This is a genomic window from Ralstonia flatus, from assembly GCF_958439105.1.
Classification (GTDB): domain Bacteria; phylum Pseudomonadota; class Gammaproteobacteria; order Burkholderiales; family Burkholderiaceae; genus Ralstonia; species Ralstonia flatus.
Map to the genome: position 1 here is coordinate 89534 of NZ_CAUDLI010000002.1, position 21661 is coordinate 111194.

General features: G+C 63.6%; 18 protein-coding genes. 11 read left to right on the forward strand and 7 right to left on the reverse strand.

Annotation, left to right across the window (positions count from 1 at the left end; translation table 11 throughout):
• Window positions 1-75 precede the first annotated feature (75 nt).
• From R2676_RS04115 to R2676_RS04125, 3 genes are all read right to left on the reverse strand, one after another.
• The gene (locus tag R2676_RS04115; protein ID WP_180815217.1) at window positions 76-222 is read right to left on the reverse strand and encodes a hypothetical protein; all 147 of its coding nucleotides are present in this window, start codon (window positions 220-222) and stop codon (window positions 76-78) included.
• A 123-nt stretch (window positions 223-345) separates the two neighbouring features.
• Window positions 346-2874, reverse strand: coding sequence for a PEP/pyruvate-binding domain-containing protein (locus R2676_RS04120; RefSeq protein ID WP_206273872.1), 2529 nt, complete (start codon window positions 2872-2874; stop codon window positions 346-348).
• Window positions 2874-3503 (reverse strand): TetR/AcrR family transcriptional regulator, encoded by a 630-nt coding sequence (locus R2676_RS04125; RefSeq protein WP_206273873.1) that lies wholly within the window; start codon window positions 3501-3503, stop codon window positions 2874-2876. The genes R2676_RS04120 and R2676_RS04125 overlap by 1 nt, the downstream gene beginning before the upstream one ends.
• A 119-nt stretch (window positions 3504-3622) precedes the next feature.
• Between R2676_RS04125 and pip the strand changes: the two genes are divergently transcribed.
• The 5 genes from pip to cysC all read left to right on the forward strand — a co-directional run bounded on the left by pip (window position 3623) and on the right by cysC (window position 8256).
• Window positions 3623-4576, forward strand: a complete 954-nt coding sequence (pip, locus tag R2676_RS04130) for a prolyl aminopeptidase (protein ID WP_147214892.1) — start codon at window positions 3623-3625, stop codon at window positions 4574-4576.
• Window positions 4577-4579: 3 nt separating this feature from the next.
• Window positions 4580-5485, forward strand: coding sequence for a LysR family transcriptional regulator (locus R2676_RS04135; protein WP_206273874.1), 906 nt, complete (start codon window positions 4580-4582; stop codon window positions 5483-5485).
• Window positions 5486-5587: 102 nt separating this feature from the next.
• Entirely contained in the window at window positions 5588-6256 is a 669-nt protein-coding gene (locus R2676_RS04140) for an HAD-IA family hydrolase (RefSeq protein WP_206273875.1), read from the forward strand.
• Window positions 6257-6266: 10 nt separating this feature from the next.
• Window positions 6267-7415, forward strand: a complete 1149-nt coding sequence (locus tag R2676_RS04145; protein ID WP_206273876.1) for a DSD1 family PLP-dependent enzyme — start codon at window positions 6267-6269, stop codon at window positions 7413-7415.
• Window positions 7416-7716: 301 nt separating this feature from the next.
• Window positions 7717-8256 (forward strand): adenylyl-sulfate kinase, encoded by a 540-nt coding sequence (gene cysC, locus R2676_RS04150; protein ID WP_206273877.1) that lies wholly within the window; start codon window positions 7717-7719, stop codon window positions 8254-8256.
• A 171-nt stretch (window positions 8257-8427) separates the two neighbouring features.
• On the opposite strand, the gene R2676_RS04155 is transcribed toward cysC, so the two are convergent.
• Window positions 8428-10359, reverse strand: a complete 1932-nt coding sequence (locus R2676_RS04155) for a sensor histidine kinase (RefSeq protein ID WP_206273878.1) — start codon at window positions 10357-10359, stop codon at window positions 8428-8430.
• A gap of 132 nt (window positions 10360-10491) precedes the next feature.
• Window positions 10492-11199, reverse strand: a complete 708-nt coding sequence (locus tag R2676_RS04160) for a response regulator transcription factor (RefSeq protein WP_316856913.1) — start codon at window positions 11197-11199, stop codon at window positions 10492-10494.
• Between the two features lie 415 nt (window positions 11200-11614).
• Between R2676_RS04160 and R2676_RS04165 the strand changes: the two genes are divergently transcribed.
• From R2676_RS04165 to R2676_RS04185, 5 genes are all read left to right on the forward strand, one after another.
• Window positions 11615-12985, forward strand: a complete 1371-nt coding sequence (locus tag R2676_RS04165; RefSeq protein ID WP_206273880.1) for a nucleotide sugar dehydrogenase — start codon at window positions 11615-11617, stop codon at window positions 12983-12985.
• 68 nt (window positions 12986-13053) lie between these two features.
• On the forward strand, window positions 13054-14112 hold the full coding sequence (locus R2676_RS04170; protein WP_206273881.1) for a hypothetical protein: 1059 nt from the start codon (window positions 13054-13056) through the stop codon (window positions 14110-14112).
• Between the two features lie 74 nt (window positions 14113-14186).
• Window positions 14187-15260 carry a hypothetical protein gene (locus R2676_RS04175; protein ID WP_206273882.1) on the forward strand — a complete coding sequence of 358 codons (1074 nt, stop codon included), beginning with the start codon at window positions 14187-14189 and terminating at the stop codon, window positions 15258-15260.
• Window positions 15261-15318: 58 nt separating this feature from the next.
• Window positions 15319-16026: a glycoside hydrolase family 16 protein gene (locus R2676_RS04180; protein ID WP_316856911.1), complete on the forward strand. Its 708-nt coding sequence runs from the start codon at window positions 15319-15321 to the stop codon at window positions 16024-16026.
• Window positions 16020-17294, forward strand: coding sequence for a glycosyltransferase family 2 protein (locus R2676_RS04185; RefSeq protein ID WP_206273884.1), 1275 nt, complete (start codon window positions 16020-16022; stop codon window positions 17292-17294). The genes R2676_RS04180 and R2676_RS04185 overlap by 7 nt, the downstream gene beginning before the upstream one ends.
• Window positions 17295-17376: 82 nt before the next feature.
• Here the strand turns inward: R2676_RS04185 and R2676_RS04190 are convergent, their stop codons facing one another.
• Complete coding sequence (locus R2676_RS04190) at window positions 17377-18264, reverse strand: glycosyl hydrolase family 18 protein (protein ID WP_316856910.1); 888 nt, start codon at window positions 18262-18264, stop codon at window positions 17377-17379.
• 572 nt (window positions 18265-18836) lie between these two features.
• On the opposite strand from R2676_RS04190, the gene R2676_RS04195 reads away from it, so the two are divergent.
• Window positions 18837-20258: a sensor domain-containing diguanylate cyclase gene (locus R2676_RS04195; protein WP_316856943.1), complete on the forward strand. Its 1422-nt coding sequence runs from the start codon at window positions 18837-18839 to the stop codon at window positions 20256-20258.
• 26 nt (window positions 20259-20284) lie between these two features.
• On the opposite strand, the gene R2676_RS04200 is transcribed toward R2676_RS04195, so the two are convergent.
• Window positions 20285-21496: a sensor domain-containing phosphodiesterase gene (locus R2676_RS04200; protein ID WP_206273887.1), complete on the reverse strand. Its 1212-nt coding sequence runs from the start codon at window positions 21494-21496 to the stop codon at window positions 20285-20287.
• Window positions 21497-21661: the final 165 nt, after the last annotated feature.

The following is a 21661-nucleotide window of genomic DNA, read 5'->3' on the forward strand; positions in this document are numbered from 1 at the left end:
GCCGCGCCGCACCGAGGATGGCGCGGCGCAATATTCATGAGCGCCGTGCGATGGGGCTCATGAGGCTGATTCGGCTCAGTGGCCCGAACGGCGATACAGCTCGGCCATCATGCCGCAGCTTTCCACGTGCAGCGCAACGGCGCGGCGGGCTTCACGGCGCACAATTTGCCAGAAACGGGCGAAACGCGAGGTGCGGGCGGCTTTGAGAGCGACGGTGTTCATGGCGATTCCTTCTGCGGACTGATTTAGGGATAACCCTAGTAGGGAATACCCGGATTTTAGTCGCGATATTGCAGCGCAGCAAACTGCATTTGACAGTGTCGCTCGATCGCCACATCGATGTGGCTAGCCCGCCACTCTGCTGACCGTGCCGGCGTTGCCATCCACGCGGATCGTCTCGCCGTCGTTCAATTGGGCCCGGATGCCGGGCACGTTCACCACCGCCGGAATCCCGAACTCGCGCGCCACGATGGCGCCGTGCGACAGGTAGCCGCCGGTTTCCATGACGAGCGCGCCGGCCTTCAGGAACAGCGGCGTCCAAGCCGGGTCGGTGCTGGGAGCGACCAGGATGTCGCCCGCTTGCAGCGCCGTGCCGGCGGCAGCGTGGTCGACCAGCCGTGCCAGCCCCTGTGCCGAGCCCGCGCCCACCGCGGTGCCGGTCCAGGTCTCTCCGGAGAGAGCGATTGGCGCAGTGGAAGCGACGGGCGCGTCGCCGTGTTCGGTGACGATGTCTGACGCTTGCACCGCCGCCCAATCGTTCAACTGCTGGCGGCGTTCACGCGCACGCTGGGCGACAAAGCGCAGCGGCAACGCGCCGGTGCCCGCGGCCACGCATTCGTCCAGCGTCAGGTTGAAAATGTCTTCCGGCGCATCGAGTCCTTCCTCGCCGACAAGCCGGTCAGCCAGTTTCAGCAGGCCGATGCGCAACGCCTCCAGATACGCCACCAGCGCGCTGCGTGCCGCTTCGCGTTGGTTGCTGTCGCGCACGGCACTCCTGAGCATGCCCCGCACGATCGGCCGCCACCAGAACGGCAGGCGCGCCCACGCACGCTCGGACGCCGCCTGCTGCCGTTGCCGCACGGCGCGCGCATCGCTGCCGATCAGGCCGACCACGAGGTCCAGCAAATAATCCGGCTGCTCGCGCCAGCGCGGGTGGCGGAAGTAGCTCTCTTCAATGGCGCGATGGCCGTAGCGCTCCAGAAACACACTGAAATGCTGGCGGAAGGGGCTGTGCGGCGGCAGTTGCTGCGCCCATTGCGCACCGATACGTTTGCCGGCGCGAAGCCAGGCGAGCGCTTCGATGTCGGCGGCGGCCGTTTGTGCCAGCGCCATCAGGTCGTAGCTCTGCTGTGCAGTGACGCTGGGTTCCGCGCCGGCCATGAGCGCGGCGGCCAGCGCATGGCCCTCGCCGGGGCACTGTTTTTCGATCACGTCGACCAGCCCCGAAACGGCGCCGCCCGCCGAGCCCTGCAGGAAGAACAGGCTGTCTGCGCGGCGGGCAATGTTGAAGCGCTCGCGCAGGCAGGTGGCCAGCTCGGCGGTTGTTTCTGGCCATGCGTCTTCACGCCATTGCGCGGCTTGCTTGCGGGCCCGGTTCAGATCGCTCTGCGCATGGCGGCGCGCCGCGCCTGCTCTCAATAGATATCGCACGAGCCGTGCGCCGCGCGCCAGCCGCTGCGGCCATGTGGTGCGGGGCAGCGCAATCTCGGGCTGCGTGCCGCCCAGCATGCGGTTGATGGCATCGGGCGCAATGCCGAACGCGTCAAACGCCTCCCACTGCATCAACGAAACATCGAGATACACGTGGCCGCCGAAGAGCCTGGCGCGCTCCAGGCCCGGCAGCAGCGCGTAGCCCGCCAGCGAGTACGCCAGCGTCAGCATCCGGTTGGCCGCATGGCCGTACAGCGACCAGTCGATGGGCGACAGCGGTGTGGGAAACATCTCGCGCGTGTTGCCGCGCGTCCAGAACGTCGGTTGGGTTTGCAGGGCGGGGTAGGTGGAGCGGGCGGCCGTGGTGATCGGGCGCGCCTGCACGATCCAGAAGCGCTGCCCGTCCCACACCCATTCGATGTCATAGCGGGGCTGTGCAAAGTCGAGCGCGCGGGCCGTGTCGCGTGCAACCGTGGCCAAGGCGATGAGCTGCGCGTCGTCCAGCACGGCGCGGCGGGCGTCTTCTGTCGCGGTGTCGGCGAGTGCCGTGCCGCCTTCGGCCAGCGCGCGCGTCATGCGGCGCTTGGTACCGATCCGGCGTTCGACCACGCGCAGCGTGTCGTCTTGCGGCGCCACTTCCAGCCGGTCGACGTCGCCGTCGGCGTGGCCGCCCACCAGCGCTTCGCCCAGTCCCCAGTGCGCGTTGATGACGATGTGGTCATCGCGGCCTGTGAGCGGGTCGCCCGTGAACGCGATGCCTGCGGCCACCGCCGGCAGCATCGGCATGATGACCACGGCCATCGCCAGGTCGGTGGTGTCGATGCCGAAGCGTTCGCGGTATGCCAGCGCCTGCGGTGCCTGCGCGGAGTCCCACACGGCGCGCACCGCGTCTGCCAGCGCCTGCGCACCGACGACGTTCAGGCGTGTCTCATGAATGCCCGCGAACGAGCGTTGCGCGGAATCCTCCTGCGGCGCGGACGAACGCACAGCCAGCGGCGTGTTCTGCCAGCCGCGCGCCGTCAGCGCTTCGGTAATGGCAGCCAACACGGCGTCGGGCACGGCATTTCCGCGACTGCGCCCGCGGCTGGCATCTGCCACCAGCACAAAACCATCGGGCACCGGCACGCCGAGCATCGCCATGCGACCAAGCTGCCAGCCCTTGCCGCCGGCCGCTGCGGCGCCGGCCGCCGCCGCAGCCGGCCAATCGAGCACGAGCGGGTTCATCACGCCTCCTTGTGGGCCATGCCGTGCAGGAACAGGTCGATAACGGCGGAGAAACCTGCGTGCAGGTCGGTGTCCGGACGTGCAAGCCAGCGCATCAGCGCGCCGAGATACAAGTACTCGAAGAGCGCCGCGAGGTGCTCCGCATCGAGCCGCGTGTCGAGTTCGCCTGAGCGCTGCGCTGTGTCAATGAGTGCCATGAACACCGCTTCGAGTCCGCTGCGCTTGTCTGCGTCACGGTTGCGGGCGGCCAGGTCGGCGCTGGCAAAACGGTAGCGGAAATACGCGGCTAGATAGGGCCGGCGCACGTTGCACCAATCGGCCGAGGCGGACAGCAGCACCGCCAGGCGCGAGCCGAAGTCCGGCTGGGCTTCGATCTGCGTACGCAATTGCGCGCCGCCCGCCGCAAGCTCGGCGTGGAACTGGTGCGCCAGCAGGGCTTCCTTGACTGGAAAGTGGTTGTACAGCGTGCCTTTGGACACATCGGCCTGCGCGGCAATCTGCTCCATCGTCACGGCGTCGTAACCGTGCTGCTCGAACAGGGAAAACGCCGTGGCCGCCAGGTGGTCCAGCGTCTGGGTGCGCTTGCGTTCTCGGCGGCCGGCTTCGATGGGGGACGGACTGGACGACATGGTGGGCTCGCTATTATTAAACGACGTGCAATTTTATACGTCGTTCAAAAATATGTGCAAGCGGAAACCCGTCTGTAGAATCAGCCCATTCTCCCGGCAACCTTTCGACAGGACCGACCATGTCTGCACTGCGCACGCTGTATCCCCCAATCGAACCGTATGAAACCGGCATGCTGGACGTGGGCGATGGCCACACGATCTATTACGAGCGCGTCGGCACGCCCGGCGCCAAGCCCGCGGTGTTCCTGCACGGCGGGCCGGGCGGTGGTGTTTCGGCGGACCACCGCCGCGTGTTCGATCCGGCACGCTACGACGTGATGCTGTTCGACCAGCGCGGCTGCGGGCGATCAACGCCGCATGCGGGTCTGGAGGCCAACACGACGTGGCACCTTGTGGCCGATATCGAACGCCTGCGCGCAATTGCCGGTGCGGAACGTTGGCTCGTCTTCGGCGGCTCGTGGGGCTCGACGTTGGCGCTCGCTTACGCGCAGAAGTATCCGCAGCATGTGAGCGAACTGGTGCTGCGTGGTATCTACACCGTCACGCAAGCCGAGCTGCGCTGGTATTACCAGTACGGCGTGTCGGAGATGTTTCCCGAGAAATGGGCACGCTTCCAGGCGCCCATTCCCGAGGCCGAGCGCGGCGACATGATTGCCGCCTATCGCAAGGTGCTGACCGGCAACGACACCGCCAGGCAGATCGAAGCCGCCCGCGCCTGGAGCGTGTGGGAAGGCGAGACCATCACGCTGCTGCCCGACCCCGCCAACAGCGCGAAGCACGCCGACGACCATTTCGCCCTGGCCTTCGCGCGGCTGGAGAACCACTACTTTACGCACCAGTGCTGGCTGGAAGAGGGCCAGCTGCTGCGCGAGGCGCATAGGCTGGCGGGCATTCCCGGCGTGATCGTGCATGGCCGCTACGACATGCCATGCCCCGCGCGCTATGCATATGCGCTGCATCAGGCGTGGCCGGATTCGGACTTCCACCTGATCGAAGGGGCCGGCCATGCGTGGTCCGAACCGGGCATTCTCGACCAGCTGCTGGCCGCAACGGACCGCTTTGCCGGTAAGTAACCCATGACGGATTCCGCCGACCTGCGTTTCCTGCTCGCCATCCAGGACAACGGCAGCCTGGTGGCGACGGCGCGCGCGTTGGATCTGACGCCGTCGGCCGTGTCGCAGCGCCTGCAGCAACTGGAGAAAAAGCTGGGCACACGGCTGGTCGATCGCACCGCGCGCAGCCTGCGCTTTACGCAAGAGGGCGCGCTGCTGTGCGAGCGTGGGGCAGAGCTGATCCGTCAGCTCGACGCGCTGTCGGAAGATTTGCACACACGCCGGGGCGGCCTGGTCGGTACGCTCAAGGTGAATGCCCCGCTGGGGTTTGGGCGACGCTACGTGGCGCCCGTCATTGCGGATTTTCAGCAGCAGCATCCTGATGTCGACATCGAATTGGCGCTCTCCGATGCGCCCCTTGTCGAAGCGGCGGACCGCTTTGATGTGGTGGTGCATATCGGCGCGCTGCAGGTATCGAACCTGGTCGGCCATGCGATTGCGCCGAACGCGCGCTTTGTCTGCGCGTCACCCGCTTTTGTGAAGCGCTTCGGCTTTCCGGAAACGCCCGATGACCTTGCCGCGCTGCCCTGCATCGTGCTGCGCGAGAACAAGGAAGACGTGTCGCTCTGGCACTTCAGCAAAGGCCGCACGAGCCGCAGCGTGCGCGTGCCCAGGCAACTCATCTGCAACGACGGCGATGTCATCCGCCAATGGGCGTGCGAAGGGCGCGGCGTGATCCTGCGCTCGGAATGGGACGTCGCCGACGACCTGCGCGCAGGCCGCCTCGTGCGGTTGCTGCCCGGCTGGAAGGCGCCGGACGCCAACGTGATCGCCCTCACGCACAACCGCGCAGGGTTGCCGCAACGTACGCGTCACTTCATGCAGGCGCTGCAAAGCCGTTTCAAGCCGCAGCCGCCTTGGCGTGCTTGATGTAGCGCCACTGAATCTTTGATTCAAGCTGGCTTCACCGAAAGCCGGCGTGCGGTGCCTACAATCGGTTGCATCGATGTCCACCGATTTGCAGGTCACCACGTGAACGCTTCCACCGCCTCGACCGTTCCTGCCGACTCCGGCTATCCCAAGGCCATCCTCTTCGATCTGCTGACCGCGTTGCTCGATTCGTGGTCGCTGTGGAACCGCGCCGCCGGCTCCGAGCAGGCGGGCCGCACATGGCGCGCCGAGTATCTGCGGCTGACGTACGGCTGCGGCGCGTACGTCCCGTATGAAGCGATGGTGCGGCAGGCTGCGCAGAACGTCGGCTTGCCGGCTTCCGCGCCCGAAGCGCTGGAAGCCAATTGGCTACAGCTCACACCGTGGAGCGGCGCTGCGCAAGCGCTGGCTGAACTCCAGCCGCACTGCAAGCTGGCCGTGGTCACCAACTGCTCGGAGCGGCTGGGCCGGCAGGCCGCGGCGCTGCTGCCCGTTACGTGGGATGTCGTCATCACGGCCGAGCAGGCCGGTGTGTACAAGCCCGATCCGAAGCCGTATCGCATGGCGCTCCAGCAGCTTGGCGTGGACGCAGCCAACGCGGCATTTGTTGCGGGCTCCAGCTACGACATGTTCGGCACGGCGGTGGTCGGCCTGCGCACGTACTGGCACAACCGCATCGGGCTGACGCCGGTGCAGGGCGCTCAGCTGCCGGAAATCACGTCGCCCACGCTGGACGACCTGCTGCCCTGGGCCCGCCGTTTTGCCGCATGAGGATGCAACCATGACCACCGACACACATGTGATTGACACCATCGACACGCCCGCAGCGTTGATCGACCTGCCGCGCATGCAGCACAACATCGCCCGCATGCAGCACCGCATGAACGCGCTGGGCGTGAAATTCCGCCCGCATGTGAAGACGACCAAGTGCCTCGACGTGGTACGCGCACAGGTAGCGGCCGGCGCGCAGGGCATTACCGTCTCCACGCTGAAGGAGGCCGAGGCCTTCTTTGCCGCCGGCATCAAGGACATCCTCTACGCGGTCGGCATTGTGGCCTCCAAGTTGCCGCGCGCGATGGCGCTGCGCAAGCGAGGCTGCGATCTCAAGCTCGTGGTCGACAACGCAGAGGCGGCCCACGCTGTGGTCGATTACGCCCGCACGCACGGCGAGCGCTGCGAAGTCTGGATCGAAGTCGATACCGATGGGCACCGCTCCGGCATCACGCCCGAGCAGGATGCATTGCTGGAAGTCGGCCGCATCCTGAAAGACGGTGGTATTGACGTGGGCGGCGTGATGACGCATGCCGGCTCCAGCTACGACTTGAACGACCGTGCCGCGCTGGCGGCCCTGGCCGAGCAGGAGCGTGCCGGTTGCGTGCGCGCGGCGCAGCGCCTGCGCGAAGCCGGCGTGCCCTGCGCAGCGGTGAGCGTGGGTTCCACCCCCACGGCATTGGCCACCGAACACCTCGAAGGCGTGACGGAGGTGCGCGCGGGCGTCTATGTGTTCTTCGATCTGGTCATGCACAACGTGGGGGTGTGCGCGATGGACGAGATTGCGCTGAGCGTGCTGACCACCGTGATCGGGCATCAGCCCGACAAAGGCTGGGTGATTGTCGACGCAGGATGGATGGCGATGAGCCGCGACCGTGGCACCGCCAAGCAGTCGCACGACTTTGGCTATGGGCAGCCCTGCGCGCTCGACGGCACGCCGCTCGACGGGCTTACGTTGATCGGCGCGAACCAGGAGCACGGCATTCTGGCGGCCAGCAATGGCTCGGTGCGTGACGACCTCGTGGCGCGTTTCCCGGTCGGCACGAAGCTGCGTGTGCTGCCGAACCATGCGTGCGCCACGGGCGCGCAGTTCCCTGAATACCAGGCGGTATCGCCGCGGGGTGCGGTGCAGACGTGGGCGCGGTTCCACGGCTGGTGAGTCGTCCGCCCGGCGTGTCAAAAAAGCAAAAGGCCCGCAGGAATACCGCGGGCCTTTTGCTTGAATCCAATCTGCCGAATGTGCCTCAGTCGCGTCTGACGCGTCCGATAGGCCGGGGAGCGACTCGGAACCAGCGCCGTCAGCGGCAAGGTGTCGGAATTGTAAATGCACCGTCCGGCTGCGCGCTGTAGCACATTTGTTCTACAGAGCGGCGCCGTATAGCGTTCGTATACTTGGTTGCACCAGGCCAGTTGAACCCGCCGTGGCAGCGCGATGGCGCATCTGCGGCGGACTACATGACATGCAACCCACTCCTTCCACACTCTGGCTGACCGGGCTGAGCGCCGCCGGCAAAACCACCTTGGCGCTGGCCGTGGCCGAGACGATGACCTCGCGCGGCCTGCCGTGTCGCGTACTCGATGGCGGAGCCTTGCGTCAGCAGCTCTGCGCCGACCTTGGTTTCTCGCGCGCGGATCGCAGCGAACACGCGCGCCGCGTGGCGCAGTGGTGCGCGCAGATGAACAACACCGGGACGTGGGCCGTTGCCGCGCTCATCTCTCCATACCGTGGAGACCGGGAGCGCGCGCGACAGATTGTGGGCGCGTCACGCTTCTTCGAGGTGCACGTGGCGACACCGCTGGCAGTGTGTGAATCGCGCGACCCGAAGGGTTTGTATCGCATGGCCCGAGCCGGAACGATCGCCAACCTGACGGGCGTTGGAGAACCCTACGAGCCGCCGTTACATCCACAGTTGATGGTGGATACCGGCGTGCAATCCGTTGAAGAGTGTGTTGCACAGGCGCTGGCCCTGCTGGGGATGCAGGAAGCCGTTGCGGCTTGATGCGGGGCCATGTAACGCATTTGTTCCACAGACGAATCCAGCGCACGTCGCTATGCTGCGACGGCTTCAAGAAAAAAAAGAGCACAGCATCAGTCAAAACGGGGGAGAGCTGCGGCGCGCACTGCATAGCGGGAACAGCAGTGCGCGCCAGACAGCCAGGGTGCCGGTACGTCAGGCGCTGCGCGCCAGCGGCAGCCACAGCGTAAAACGCGTCCCATCAGGTCCTGACGCCCACTCGACCGAACCATCCAACGCCTGCGCGCGGCGCTGCTGATTGCGCAGGCCATGCCCTTTGCCGTCGCGCAGGGCACGGTCCACGTCGAACCCCTGGCCGTTGTCTTCGATGATGACGCGCACGCCATCCGGATCGGCAGCGGTACCGACGCGGATTTCGCTGGCGCGCGTGTGGTGCAGGATGTTGGCAATGCACTCCTGCACGATGCGCAGGATATGCAGCGCGCTGGACGGGTCGAGCCACGGCAGCGTCGGCAGCTTTTTGACCTCCCACAGCAGCGCGATGCCGGTGCCGTCCAGCCGCGGCTCGAGCCGAAAGCGCAGCGTGGCGAGCAACAGCAGCAAGTCGGCCTCGACCGGCTCCATCGAATCGATGGTCAGTTTCAGATCGTCCAGGCAGCCCTTCAGGATGTGCGAAATATCCACCTCGCTCAGGGCTCCGCGCTCCACCGAGCGGATCGCGCTGATGAGCGATGCGCCCAGTCCGTCGTGCATGTCCTGCATCAGGCGCTGGCGTTCCGCGCTGATGGCGCGCTGCCGCTCGGCTTCGCGCAGCTTCTGGTGGCTGACTTCGAGTTCGGCCTCGCGCGCTTTCAGGCGCTGGGCAAGGTTGGCGTTGGCCTGTTCGACTTCACGAATGGCGTTGACGTAGCGCCGATACATCAGCGTGCCGAAAATGCCGAAGGTGATGGCGTTGGTGTACGCGCCGAAATACCAGCCTTCCGGGCTGCTGAAATTGTTCTGCAGCAGCCAGTCGGTCACGCCGAGCAATGTGCAGATGCCAACGCCAATGGCCACCATGACCCCTTCGTTGGAACGGCGCCACGCGTTGGCCACGCCGGCCACGCCAACGGCGGCGCCCATGAGGGCCGCAATCGGGTAGATCAACGGCGTCACCGTGGGCGTGTTGGGCAGCACGGCCAGCATCGGGAGCGTCAGCACGCCAATCGCGACGGTCACCATGACGAGCGTGCGCGTGAACCACACGAGCGGTCGCCCATGCAGTTGGCGCAGGAAGAAGTGCACCACCAGCACGAGCCACAGCAGTGAATTGACCGTCAGCCAGGCAAACCAGTCGTTGGCAATCGGCTGCGCCACGTAGAAATGCAGCCCGCGCAGGAACGAGGTGACAGCCAGGTTGAAGAACAGCAGATAGGCGGTTTCGTGGCCGCGCCGAAACCAGACGAACAACGCGAAGACGCCGATGGCGAGGAACGCGGCGCTCAGCACGGCCGGCAACTCTTGCTGCAGCCACTGGCGGACGTTGTAGCGACCCTTCAGCGCATCCATCGGGCCCAGCCACAGCGACGACACGGCCACCTGCGTGCGCTGCGTGTGCTCCAGCCGCAGCAGAATCTCGCGCACCGGCACGTCGTCGCGGGGCTCGTCCAGCGCGACCCACAGCGGCGTGCGTGTGCTGTTCCACAGCGGCCCTCGTTCCTGCGCCCGATGCACGAGCCGGCCGTTGACGTACACGGCGATGGTGCCGTCGGCCTTGATGCGTACACCGTACAGCGCCAGCGGCATCGAATGCCAAGCCGATGCGGGTACCGCGATCCTGATCCAGGTCGTATGGACGACCCCGGACTGCGCCTTCGCGCCGGCCTGGCGCAGCAGCGCTATGGGCGGCGCATATGGCAGCGCGGCGTGCTGCCAGGCGTTCGGCAGCGATGCGCTGTCGACGGTGGGCGGCGGCGCCTGAAAGCCCGATCCATCCGTGGTCTGCCAATCGGCCTGCGTGAGGTGCAGGCTCTCGGCCGATGACGGACCACTGCCAGCATCTGCGTAGAACACGCCGACAATCACCAGCAACGTCAGCGAGAAAACGAACACCGCTTTGGCAAAGAGGGACGCAGGACGGGTTCTCATGCAACGCGCGTGTCGCAACGCTCGAAGAGATGGACGGGCCAATATGAGATGCGTTCGGGCGCAGCTTGGGAACCCCTGCTCACGGGGGGGGGCAACATCACGCGGTGCGCTCAGCCCCGCCTGCGATACGGCCTATTCGGACAGCAGCCCGAGATTCCTCGCTTCGTAAATGGCTTCCGCTTTCGACGTCACTTTCAGCTTGCTATAGATGCGCCGCACGAAGCTGCGCACCGTGAAGTGCGACAGCTCCATCAGCTTGGCGATTTCCTGCGTCGTGAAGCCCTTGGTGATGTAGTCCAGGACTTCCTTCTCGCGTGCCGACAGCAGCGGTGCCGACGACTCGGCAGCGGCCGGCTCCGGTTCCGAACGCATGGCGGTGCCCGCTGAACCTTGCTGGAAGCGCGCCAGAATCTGCCGCGCAATGATCGGGCTGATCGGGCTGCCGCCGCTTGCCAGGCTGCGAATTTCTTCCGCCATCCGGGCGGGCGAGCTGTCCTTGAGCAGGTAGCCTGCGGCGCCCGCCTCGATCGAGCGCATGACGTGCGTCTCGTCGCCAAAGTTGGTGCTGACCATGATGCTGCAGCTTGGCCACAACTGCGCCGCCGCGCGGATCACGTCAATCCCGGAGCCATCCGGCAGGCCGAGGTCCACCAGCAAAACATCCGCCGGCGGGCCTTGCAGCAGGGCAAGGCCATCTGCACGTGACATGGCAATACCGGCCAGCCGCATGTCGGACGCGGCCTGCACCGCGCGGCTGAGCGCGTCGCTAAAGCCGGCGTCGTCTTCGACGATTGCGACGTGGATGGGATGCGGCTCGGAGCCGGTACGTACGGATTGCATGATCGTCGATTGTACGGGCGCTGGCCGGCCACCCGTGTAGCGCATTTGCGCTACAGCTGGGCGCTCGCCGTTGTGTCGGCGCGCAGCTGCATGGTGCGGCGCATTATGCGGATTCCGTGATTCTTTCCGTCGTACGCATGATCGACATGTGCGGGTGTTACGTAACGCGAAACGTTTTCAAGTGCCGCAAAAGGCCTTTTTGGCCAAAGATGCCCGCACTTTGTGTGGCCCGCATCGCCTTGTGCGGCAACGTTTTCATCTGGTTTAGGTGATGTTGCAATCGCGCATGGCACGCACTTTGCAGAAATCGCTCCCATAAAAAGGTCGCCAGCCGCTGCCGGAACTGCGTCTGCGTGAACCATCACAACGGGTCGGCCCACGGGTAGCCGATCGGATTCAACGAGGGGAGCGGGCAATGTCACGGGGTGGCGAGTCGACGTTTGCAGACAATCTGTTCATCAAGCCAGCGCCGCGCTGGCCGGATCCGGTAGCGCCGGCGGTCGAGCCGGCCACGGTCAAGATTGCGGTGGTGGGGCTCGGTTATGTGGGTGCGCCGCTGGCCGTGGCGTTCTCGAAACACTTCGCCGTGTCGGGCCTCGACATTGACGCCACGCGCGTCGCCGAGCTGACCGAAGGGCGCGATCGCACCAACGAACTGACCGGCAACGAGCTGCTTGAATCCGGCGCGCGCTTCACCACCGACGCCACGGTGCTCGGCCAGGCCGACGTGATCGTCGTGACGGTGCCCACGCCCGTCGATCAGGCTCGCGTGCCGGACCTCAACCCCGTGATGCAGGCGTCCATCTCGGTGGGCAAGCACATGAAGCGCGGCGCGGTCGTGGTGTATGAAAGCACCGTCTACCCCGGCGTGACCGAAGAAATCTGCATCCCGCTGCTGGAGCGCCACAGCGGCCTGAAGCATCTGAAGGATTTCCACGTCGGCTATTCGCCCGAGCGCATCAACCCGGGCGACCGCGTGCACACGCTCACCACGATGACCAAGATCGTGGCCGGCGACACACCCGAAACCCTTCAGGCGCTGGTCAGCCTGTACGGCGCCGTCACGCAGGTGCATCCGGCCAAGAGCATCAAGGTGGCGGAGGCTGCCAAGGTGCTGGAGAACACGCAGCGCGACGTGAACATCGCGCTGATGAACGAGGTGTCGCAACTGCTGGCTGCACTCGGCGTGGACACGCACGACGTGCTGGCCGCCGCGCGCAGCAAGTGGAACTTCCTGGATTTCCGCCCGGGGCTGGTGGGCGGGCACTGCATCTCGGTCGATCCGTATTACCTGACGCACAAGGCGGCGTCGTGTGGGTTCAACGCTAGCCTGATCCTGGCCGCGCGCGAGACGAACGACAGCATGTCGCAGTTCGTGGTGGACCAGCTCATGCGCCGCATGACGCAGTGCCATCTGCTCGGGCCGCACACGCTCGTCACCATTCTCGGCACCACGTTCAAGGAAGACGTGCCCGACATCCGCAACTCCAAGGTGGCCGACATCGTGAAGAAGCTCGGCGCGCTGGGCATCCGCACGCAGGTGATCGACCCGTTGGCGGACAGCAATGAAGTGGCGCACGAATACGGCTTCCGCCTCACGCGGCTGGCCGATGCCAAGGCCGCCGACGCCATCGTGCTGGCCGTGCCGCACACGGAGTACCGCGAGGGCGGCTGGGCGCTGGTGGAGTCGCTCGCCAGGCCCGGGTCGCCTTTTGTGGTGAGCGATCTCAAGGCGGTGTTGGATCGGGATGCTTGCCCGGACCGGGCTGTGTTGTGGCGGCCTTGAGTTGATTGGTCGCGTTCGTTCTCAAAATTTCGCGATGTGCCTGCAGTGGGCCAGCATCGCCTCAAGCCATGCAATTCAATCTTTTCCAGAAGGGAATCATCTCGACCTATCGCATCGTCATGACCTCGGTTTTGATCGTCGTGATGGTCGGCATACTGTCCTATCTATTCCTGATGCTCTTCTACGGCGTAGATCGAAACTGGGCAGCGCCACTGGTTTTGTCGCCGACGCAATCCAAGGTGCTGGCTTTCCAGCCGGACGTTGCAGCGTTAGAGGCGTCGTTGCTGAAGAACCGCGTAGAGCTGAATACCGCGATCCGTAAGTACCAGGCCATCGAGGACCAGGTTACCCAACTGCAGTCTCTTAGCGCTCAATTCGCCCGGGCGCAGCGCTTCGAGGCGAAGGCACTTGCGAGCGTCAACGCTTCTCTGCAAGGGGTGCTACGGCAGAAGCGCATGGACATCGACCAGACTCGACAGGCAGTGGACGAAGCGCGTCCGATGTTGGCGTCGCTCGACGCTGAGCTTTCGGCTGGTCTCATTACCAAGGACGAAGTGGCCCGGCGACGCATGGACATGCGTACCGCCCAGAATGCCTTGACCGATTCGCAAGTGCAGACTGTTCTTCTGGCGACGCAAGCCTCCCAGGCCTCGGCGGCCAGCAATACCCTGACCCAGAGTGGCGCCGCGTCACTGACTGCACTGCAATCGCTGACTAGCGATGCGCAGATCAGGATCGCCATCGCCCAGGCATCAGTAGATGCCGGTACAGCGAAGGAGGCAATTCATCAGCTCGAGGCGACCGTAAAAGAGGGCGAGCGGGTGCTACAGACCGCCAAGCGATCGCCCTACTACCGAGCGTTGACCACAAGTGTTCCGGTCGTTTTCGTTCCCTATGACAACGTGAGTGCCGCCAAGGTTGGTGCGCCCGTGTTCGACTGCATGCTGCAGGTTCTGCTGTGCCGCAAGGTCGGAAAGGTGGTCGAAGTGTACGAGGCGGAGGAGTACGCGCGCCATCCACTGTTCAAAACCGACATACGCGGCAAGTTCGCGGAAATCGACTTCGAAGAACGAGAGGCCAGTGAGTCCTCAGTGGTTTTTCTTTCATTTAAGCCGCTGCTACTTTGACTGCTGCGCGGCGGGGCGGGGCTGGAAGTGAGTGGTGAGACGCCGGGGAATATTCGAAGTGCAAGGACGAATCGATGAAGTACGCAGCGACATTACTGCTCTTTTCCCTGATTGCGCGGCCGGGGCTGGCACAAGAGGATACCGGCGTGGAGAAAGCGGCGTACTGCCAATATGTGCGCGCCCAGGCGGAAGCCGAGCGGACATTGGCGGCGGGCTTCAACGCCGTTGGACGCTTCGGGCAATCTGATGTCAGCCCGTCAGAGAAGCAAGCTGTTGTTGGCGTGTCGAAGAGCATCTCAAAGCATCTGCAAGGCGCTGCGGCAGTTGACGCGGGTAATCTTGAGTGCGAGCTGTATGCGTACACCACAGACCTGCAACGCGTGTTGAAGTACCAACTCGCGGCCATTGACCAGCGTATTGCCGGGCGTCGGGCGCACATGATCGGTGAAGTGCTTGCCATTCTGGACGACGAGATCGCACAAACGCAGCGTCGTCGGCGCGCCGGTAACGCAACTCTGGCCGACGTTTTCTCGCTCGATCAGCAGCGTCAGCAACTCTATTCCCAGTATCGGCTCGCACAGCAGGATGCTGCGAATCCCTCTATCCCTCCTGTACGGCGCCTCGATCCAGTCTCGACCCTTGGCAAGGTTGAAGCCGTGACCGCGACCCTGCAGGAGGTGTTGAACAGAAAGCAGCGGCTGCAAGCATGGGACGTGGTGCTCATCGTCGGGATGCAGAAGCCCGTCCTTGGGGGTACGACCGCGAGCGCTCCCGGTACAAAGCCCTATGCATCCATGTCTTTCACATACAACCTGAACGCCCATGCTTACGCCGGACAGCTCGATGAGGCATCGCGTTCTCTCATTGCGTTGCGCCGCGAGCAGAACGATGAACTGAATAAACAAGTCAGTGTGCTGCTGCAAACGGTGGCGGAGCGGATACAGCTCGAGCGCAGCGCATTGCAAAGGCTCGCCGCAGACGTCAAGCGCATTGCGGACGAGTCTGAGCGTATACAAGCGATTGACACCGCCGAGGCCGTTCGCATGCGCGCTTTGCTGCGCGTCGACCTTGCGCTCGCAAAGATGGAGCAGAACCTTGCGACCGATCGTTTGACGTTGCTGGCCGAGGCCTTTGATGAGGGCCGATGAAACCCGCGTCAGGGCGTGGTGTATTGAACACGTGCGAGATGGTATGTGTGCAATCTACATGCGTGCTCGCCACCTGCTGCACCCCCTCTGCGTGGCGTTGCCATTTGCCCTTCATGTTTCAGTGGTGATGGCGCAGGTTCACACCATCGACTGGGCGGGGATGAAGTGGCGTGTCAGGACGGAGCAAGGTGGGCCGTGTGCGACTCAGCGTTGGAATGCGGACGGCGTATGGGTGGATGCGGCAGGGCAACTTCACCTGAAACTGATCCGGATGCCCTCAGGTGTCCTCAGTTGCGCGGAGATCATTTCGCTCGAGCAGTTTCGTTTCGGTACCTACCAATTCGAGGTGACAGGACCGATCGGCACCATCGACGCGAACGTGGCGCTGGGTATCTTCTTCTATCCATCTCCGGATGTTGGTCCCGACGGCACAAACGAGATCGATATCGAAGTTGCCCGTTGGGGACGTCCCGATGGCCCGCAAGTGCATTACACCGCCTGGTACAGGAGTCGGCCAGGCAGTTGGCACTTGCCAATGCGCGTGGCTGATCAAGCGAACCATGCGCAATTTGGTATCCAGTGGTTGCCGGGCAGCGTTCGGTGGACATCCAGCCTGCAAGGCGCCACGGAAGCTCATTTTGAAGGTGATGTCGCGTCGCAGCCGCAGACGCTGCGTTTCAATCTTTGGCTATTTCGGCAGCCGGCTCCGGTGGATGGCCGGGAGGTCGAGTTCGTCATCAAATCAATGAAGGTGCGTGAATGGTAGTTCTGCTTGAAGTGATGTCAGCCCTACCGTTATTGATGATCGCCATCAATTTCGTCTTCGCCCTCTTGGCGCGTATCGGTCTTCGATCCACTTTCATCTACAAGGACTACACGTTCCAGCCGTCGGTGAGCGTGCTGTTGCCTGCCTTCAATGAGGGACAGCATGTTCTCAAGACGATAGAAAGCCTGATGGCAAGCAACTACCCGCCCGAACGGCTCGAGGTGATCGCCGTTGATGACTGCTCCATCGACGATACCCATATGTGGATCGAGAGGGCTGCCTCGAACTGGCCGCGTGTGCGCGCACTGCGCAACCCGGTGAACGTTGGAAAACATCACACGCTACTGAACGCCCTTTCGTATGCTAGCGGAGACATCATCGTCTGCATCGACTCCGATGCCATCTTTGACTGCAATGCCATCTCCGAGGTCACCGCATGTTTCGCGGACCCTGAGATCGGTGCCGTCGGAGGCAGAATCGGCATCAGCAATCCCAACGAGAACTGGCTCACGCGCTGTCAGACGTTGCTCTACTACTACGTGTTCCACGTTGCGAAGATGTGGCAGAACTGGACGCGGAATGTGCTCTGCATTTCTGGTTGTTTCTTCGCCGTGCGGCGCGAGCACTTGCTTGCCATTGAGCCGGAGATCAAGGCGCGAGCCTGGTTCGGCATCGGGGTGCGGGACGGGGAAGACAGCTTTATGACGCTGCAGCTCCTGCTGCGCGGTTTAAAGACGTACTGCAATATCGAGGCGCAGTGCTGGACGGCAGTCCCGAACAACTCGCGGCAGTTCTTCATGCAGCAGTTGCGTTGGAGGCGCAGCACTTTCCGCAACCTGTTCTGGATGCTGAGGCGATTTAATGCAATGGTGAAGGTTCTGCACCCGGTGACGGCGGTCTACGTGTTGGTGCAATGCGCGTCGCTTGTGCTGTGGCCGATGGTGATGATTGGCAGCTTGGTCTCGAGTTCACTGGTCAGTATGGCCTCGCACGTTGCGCTCGGCATGGCGTCGTACGTCGCAACGGGATATGCCTTCGGTCTTTACGCCCGGCGCCATAACCCGGAGCAGCATGTCAGTGCCCTGTCAGTGTCCATCGCCGGTGTTTGGATGGTGCTCGACATGTTCTTCTTGTCGATTCTGGCGTTGTGCACGCAAGACGTTGGGGAATGGGGCACCCGTGGGGTAGCGCAACCGCACCAACCTGTTCCGCAGATGCGGGCTACGGAAGAGCTGGCCAATTCAGGCGGAGGGCAGCTTGCGGCGTAGGCGAGTGTGGAGGTCGCTCTTCGGAGCGGCGCCAACGCGGCACGCAGTCCGCGATGCGTCGGCGCTGCGTCGCAGAGGAGATTTACTGCAGTCCAGCAGACACGCCAGCCCAAAAGCTCGAATCTTCGCTTCCCAGCACCCAAACTGACACCCCGGCGAGGCTCAAGGTATTGGCCAGATGGGCTTTGGCCTGGATGCCCTGGCTCGTTTCGTACCAGACGACGTGAGCGCTGCCGTCCGACGCGACATAGTTGATGTGTGCGGACAGCGTAGCTGCGTCCCATTGAGCCACCGCCTTGGTGGCGCTTAGCATAGCTGGCATGTCCTTGAATGACACCGATACGCCGGTATTGGTGGTCTGGTTCCAGTCGTAGCCGTAGGCAGGAAGTCCGAGCAGGATCTTGCCGGCGGGTACCACGCTCGTGGCGTATTGCAGCGCAGATTGCATCCACGAGATGCTTGCAACGGGTCCAGGGGCGCTTCGACTGTAGTGCTGGTCATAGGTCATCACCTGCAGAAAATCGACCGATTGGCCAAGCGCTGCATAGTCGTAGGGCCATGCCCATGTGTTTGTGGTCGAATCGGTGAGCTTCGGCGGGACGCTTACCACGAGCCTGGCTGGGATCTGATGTAGTTGAGATGCCAGCTCCGCCACAAAACTGCTGTAGGCGGCACGGTCGGCCGGATAGAGCCCTTCAAAATCAAGGTTGATTCCTGTGAGACTTTGCGTGCGCGCCAACGCAACGATGTTCTGCAGCGTAGCGGACCGGTTTGTCACCAGCGCGGCATGGGCGATGTCAGGGTCGATCCCGGACGAGCCATGAGCGACGATGATGCACGCGTAGGAGGCCTTGCCTGCTGCCTGATTGCTGGCCAGGATATTGGTGGGAAGTGTGCCCGTCAGGCTGCCGGAGGCAGAAACCTGCAGGACGTCGATCGACACCGCATTCACGGGAGTCGTGTTGCTCATGGCAGAGGTGAGCGACGCGGTTGTATTCACAGCGTAAGCCAGTACAACTTTGCCCGGTGCAGAGGGTGCTGAAGGTGCTGACTGCGTGCCGGCAGTTGTCGCACTTCCGCCGCCGTCGCCGCCCCCGCATCCGGAAAGCATAAGTGCGACGCACGCCGCGCTGATGAGACCGACAACTTTCATGTGAAACCCCGTTCTTTTTTATGTTCTCTCCGGGCTTATCGGTCCACCGCCTGGAACCTTGAGACGTCAACGTCTCAGCCATATCGCCTAGGGCAGTGTTGAAGTCAGGCGTTTGAATCGGCTGTCCGGCACGGAGGATCATCGATCTTCTAGACTGTTTCTGACGGGTCTGCGGCGGCCATTGCGGCGTCAGGTCGGCCACGGCGAGGGTGGCATTGATGTATTCGCGCGTTTTGCGGTTTTCCCGACAAGAGCACACGAATATGGCGATCACGGTGAAGGGCAATCACAAGACCAATCGGCTTCGCTGGCTTTTTTCCCATTGGGATCACCGCAAGGTGACGACACCCCATGCCATCGTGGCGGCGGGGGTCGTCATCGCGCTGTCGATGGTGGTGATCTGCGCGGTGGTGCTGTACCAGAGCCGGCTGGACGCGATGGCCCGCGCCACCGAGGCGTCGCGCAACCTCGCCTTGCTGGCGGAGCGCGATATCGAAAGAAATTTCGAACTCTATGCGCTGTCGCTCCAGGCCGTCGTCGATGGCGTGAACGATCCTGAAGTGATGAACGCGTCCCCGCGCCTGCGCGGCTTCGCGTTGTTCGACCGTGCTGCAACGGCAACGTATCTGGGGTCGATGCTCGTGCTGGACGCCGAGGGCAACATCGTCATCGACTCCGCCGGCGATGTGCCGCGCAAAGCCAACTTCTCGGACCGCCAATACTTCAAGGTGCACCGCGACAATCCCAACGTGGGGCTGTACGTCGGCAATCCCTACGCGTCGCGTTTGCGGGATGGCGCGCCGAGCATCCCGCTGAGCCGGCGGCTTTCCCGGCCGGATGGTTCATTTGCGGGCGTGGTGCTGATTGCGATCCAGCTCGAGTATTTCCACAAGCTGTTTGCCGCGCTGTCTCTCGGGCCGCACGGATCGGTGGCGTTGATTGCGCGAGACGGCACGATGGTCATGCGGCAGCCCTACGATGTGAAGGTGATTGGGCGGAACATCCGCAACGCAAGTACCTTCAAGCAGTTCCTGTTGGCGCCGGAGGGCAGTTTTTCGGACATATCGACCCTCGATGGCGTCGAGCGTCTGTATTACTTCAAGAACCTGCCCAACCTGCCGCTCATCATCATGGTGGCGGAAGCCCACGCCGACATTTACGCGGCCTGGCAGCATCGCGCGCTGACCATCGCGTCGTTGATGGCCGCGCTCGCGCTGGGCTTCATCGGACTGTCCTTCGCCTTCGCGGCGCAGCTGCGGCGCCGCATGCGCGCGGAATCGGAACTCGCCATGCTGGCGCGCACCGATGGGCTGACGGGGCTGAACAACCGTCGCACCCTGGGCGAAATCCTCGATCAGGAATGGCGTCGCGCCAAGCGAACGCGCAGCGTGCTGTCCCTGCTGTTCGTCGATATCGACCGCTTCAAGATGTACAACGACACCTACGGGCACCAAGCCGGCGACGATGCCCTGGCGGCCGTCGCGAAATGCATTGGCGACAATATTCGCCATCCGTCCGACAGTGCCGCACGGTATGGCGGTGAAGAATTCGTGGTGGTTTTGCCCGATACGTCGCCAGAGGGCGCGGCCTCCATTGCCGAAAAGATACGCGCGGCGATTGCCAACCTCGCCATCGAGCACAGGGCCAGCGAGTATGGCCGGGTGACCGCCAGCATCGGCGCGGCAGCGTGGACGCCGGAAGAGGACGTTGACATGTCGGCCGTCATCCGTGCGGCCGACGAAGCCCTGTACGACGCAAAGGCGACGGGCCGTAACCGGGTGGCGCAGTCCAAGCTGCGGGCGGCCCAATGACGATTGCCATTCCGTGCGGGCCTGGTCTACGCCGCGGCGCTCACCAAAATGGCTTCAAGCGGGGCGGGTCGCCCTAGAAGGTAGCCTTGCCCGTTGCGCACACCCAGGTTGGCCAGTATCGCTCTCTGCGCCTCCGTCTCGATACCCTCGGCGACGAGGTCGCACCGTATTTCGTCGGCAAACGTCACCATGGCCCTGAGCAGCGCCCGCTTGATGGGGTCGTCTTCCAGTTTGGTCGTCAGATAGGCATCGAGTTTGATCAGGTCCGGCTTGAGCGCAATGATGTGATTCATCGTGGAGTAGCCGGAACCCGCGTCGTCGATGGCGATTCGGACGAAGTGACGGCGCAGCGGCACAAGCGCCTCGTGCAGGCTCGGGTAGTCGTCGACCAGTGCATGCTCCGTAATCTCCAATACGAGGCGACGCGGCGGAACGTCATGGAGCAACGCTTCCAGCTTGCCGCTCAGGACGGTGGCGGGCGACACATTGACGGCTACATAGGCCCCTCCAATCGAGTGCAATGCCCGCAGGCCTTTTTTGATGGCAAGCATTTCCAGCTCAACACCAAGGCCCACCTCCCAGGCCTCTGCAAACCAGCGATACGGCGGCCGGGGGTGTTTACCGGGGAACCTGGACAAGGCCTCGAGCCCGACCAGCCGTCCGTTGACCAAAGAACGTATGGGTTGGAAAAAGACCGAGAATTGGTCGTGTTCGATCGTGTGTTTGATGCGCGAGAGTTTTTCGTTCTTTTGTTGTGTCGCCGCCTTGTGTCGCTCGATTTGCCGCGCGATCACACCGGAAAAGGCGGTCATGAGTTCCAGGTCGCGCGCATTCAGCGAGTAATCGGGCCGGTCGCTGAAGCAGCAGAACGTGCCGAACACGGATCCGTCGGTCAACTGAATCGGCACGCTGATGTAAGCGCCCACCGGGATCGCGCTTGTCGCGGGCAACGACCGCGCGGCGGCATGCTCGGCCGTGTCCTGCATCAGCGGCGGCAGGCGGCCGTCAATTACCTGTGCGCAATAGCTGTCGCGCAGCGGCCCCGAATCGCCCGCCCTGAAGGGTTGCCGCTGCGCGTTGCTATCGACATACCTGAAAACGCGCTGCGTCCCCACCAATTCGGACACGAATGCGAAGGGCATGCCCAAATGGTTGCGCACTGCGCGGAGAATTTCTGCAATGTGCGCTGTCGCCTCGAGGTCGGCTTCGATGAGGCTACCGGTGAGAAGGTGCTCCAATTCCTCTCTCCCTGACCAAACCATTTTCCCGCCCATTACCGTCTACCCGTTTTTCGGGCCACCGCCGTAGCGCGGCGCAATAGGTGCGGGCAGTCGCGCACTTTATGCGCAAAAAGTGTCGCCAACTGTACTTCCGATTATGTGGCGGTAAATGGCGGCCATCAG

Bases quoted from the DNA above. Each gene is read 5' to 3' on its own strand.
- R2676_RS04115 (WP_180815217.1), bottom strand. From the start codon at position 222: ATGAACACCGTCGCTCTCAAAGCCGCCCGCACCTCGCGTTTCGCCCGT.
- R2676_RS04120 (WP_206273872.1), bottom strand. From the start codon at position 2,874: ATGAACCCGCTCGTGCTCGATTGGCCGGCTGCGGCGGCGGCCGGCGCC.
- R2676_RS04125 (WP_206273873.1), bottom strand. From the start codon at position 3,503: ATGTCGTCCAGTCCGTCCCCCATCGAAGCCGGCCGCCGAGAACGCAAG.
- pip (WP_147214892.1), top strand. From the start codon at position 3,623: ATGTCTGCACTGCGCACGCTGTATCCCCCAATCGAACCGTATGAAACC.
- R2676_RS04135 (WP_206273874.1), top strand. From the start codon at position 4,580: ATGACGGATTCCGCCGACCTGCGTTTCCTGCTCGCCATCCAGGACAAC.
- R2676_RS04145 (WP_206273876.1), top strand. From the start codon at position 6,267: ATGACCACCGACACACATGTGATTGACACCATCGACACGCCCGCAGCG.
- cysC (WP_206273877.1), top strand. From the start codon at position 7,717: ATGCAACCCACTCCTTCCACACTCTGGCTGACCGGGCTGAGCGCCGCC.
- R2676_RS04155 (WP_206273878.1), bottom strand. From the start codon at position 10,359: ATGAGAACCCGTCCTGCGTCCCTCTTTGCCAAAGCGGTGTTCGTTTTC.
- R2676_RS04160 (WP_316856913.1), bottom strand. From the start codon at position 11,199: ATGCAATCCGTACGTACCGGCTCCGAGCCGCATCCCATCCACGTCGCA.
- R2676_RS04165 (WP_206273880.1), top strand. From the start codon at position 11,615: ATGTCACGGGGTGGCGAGTCGACGTTTGCAGACAATCTGTTCATCAAG.
- R2676_RS04170 (WP_206273881.1), top strand. From the start codon at position 13,054: ATGCAATTCAATCTTTTCCAGAAGGGAATCATCTCGACCTATCGCATC.
- R2676_RS04175 (WP_206273882.1), top strand. From the start codon at position 14,187: ATGAAGTACGCAGCGACATTACTGCTCTTTTCCCTGATTGCGCGGCCG.
- R2676_RS04180 (WP_316856911.1), top strand. From the start codon at position 15,319: ATGCGTGCTCGCCACCTGCTGCACCCCCTCTGCGTGGCGTTGCCATTT.
- R2676_RS04185 (WP_206273884.1), top strand. From the start codon at position 16,020: ATGGTAGTTCTGCTTGAAGTGATGTCAGCCCTACCGTTATTGATGATC.
- R2676_RS04190 (WP_316856910.1), bottom strand. From the start codon at position 18,264: ATGAGCAACACGACTCCCGTGAATGCGGTGTCGATCGACGTCCTGCAG.
- R2676_RS04195 (WP_316856943.1), top strand. From the start codon at position 18,837: ATGGTGGTGATCTGCGCGGTGGTGCTGTACCAGAGCCGGCTGGACGCG.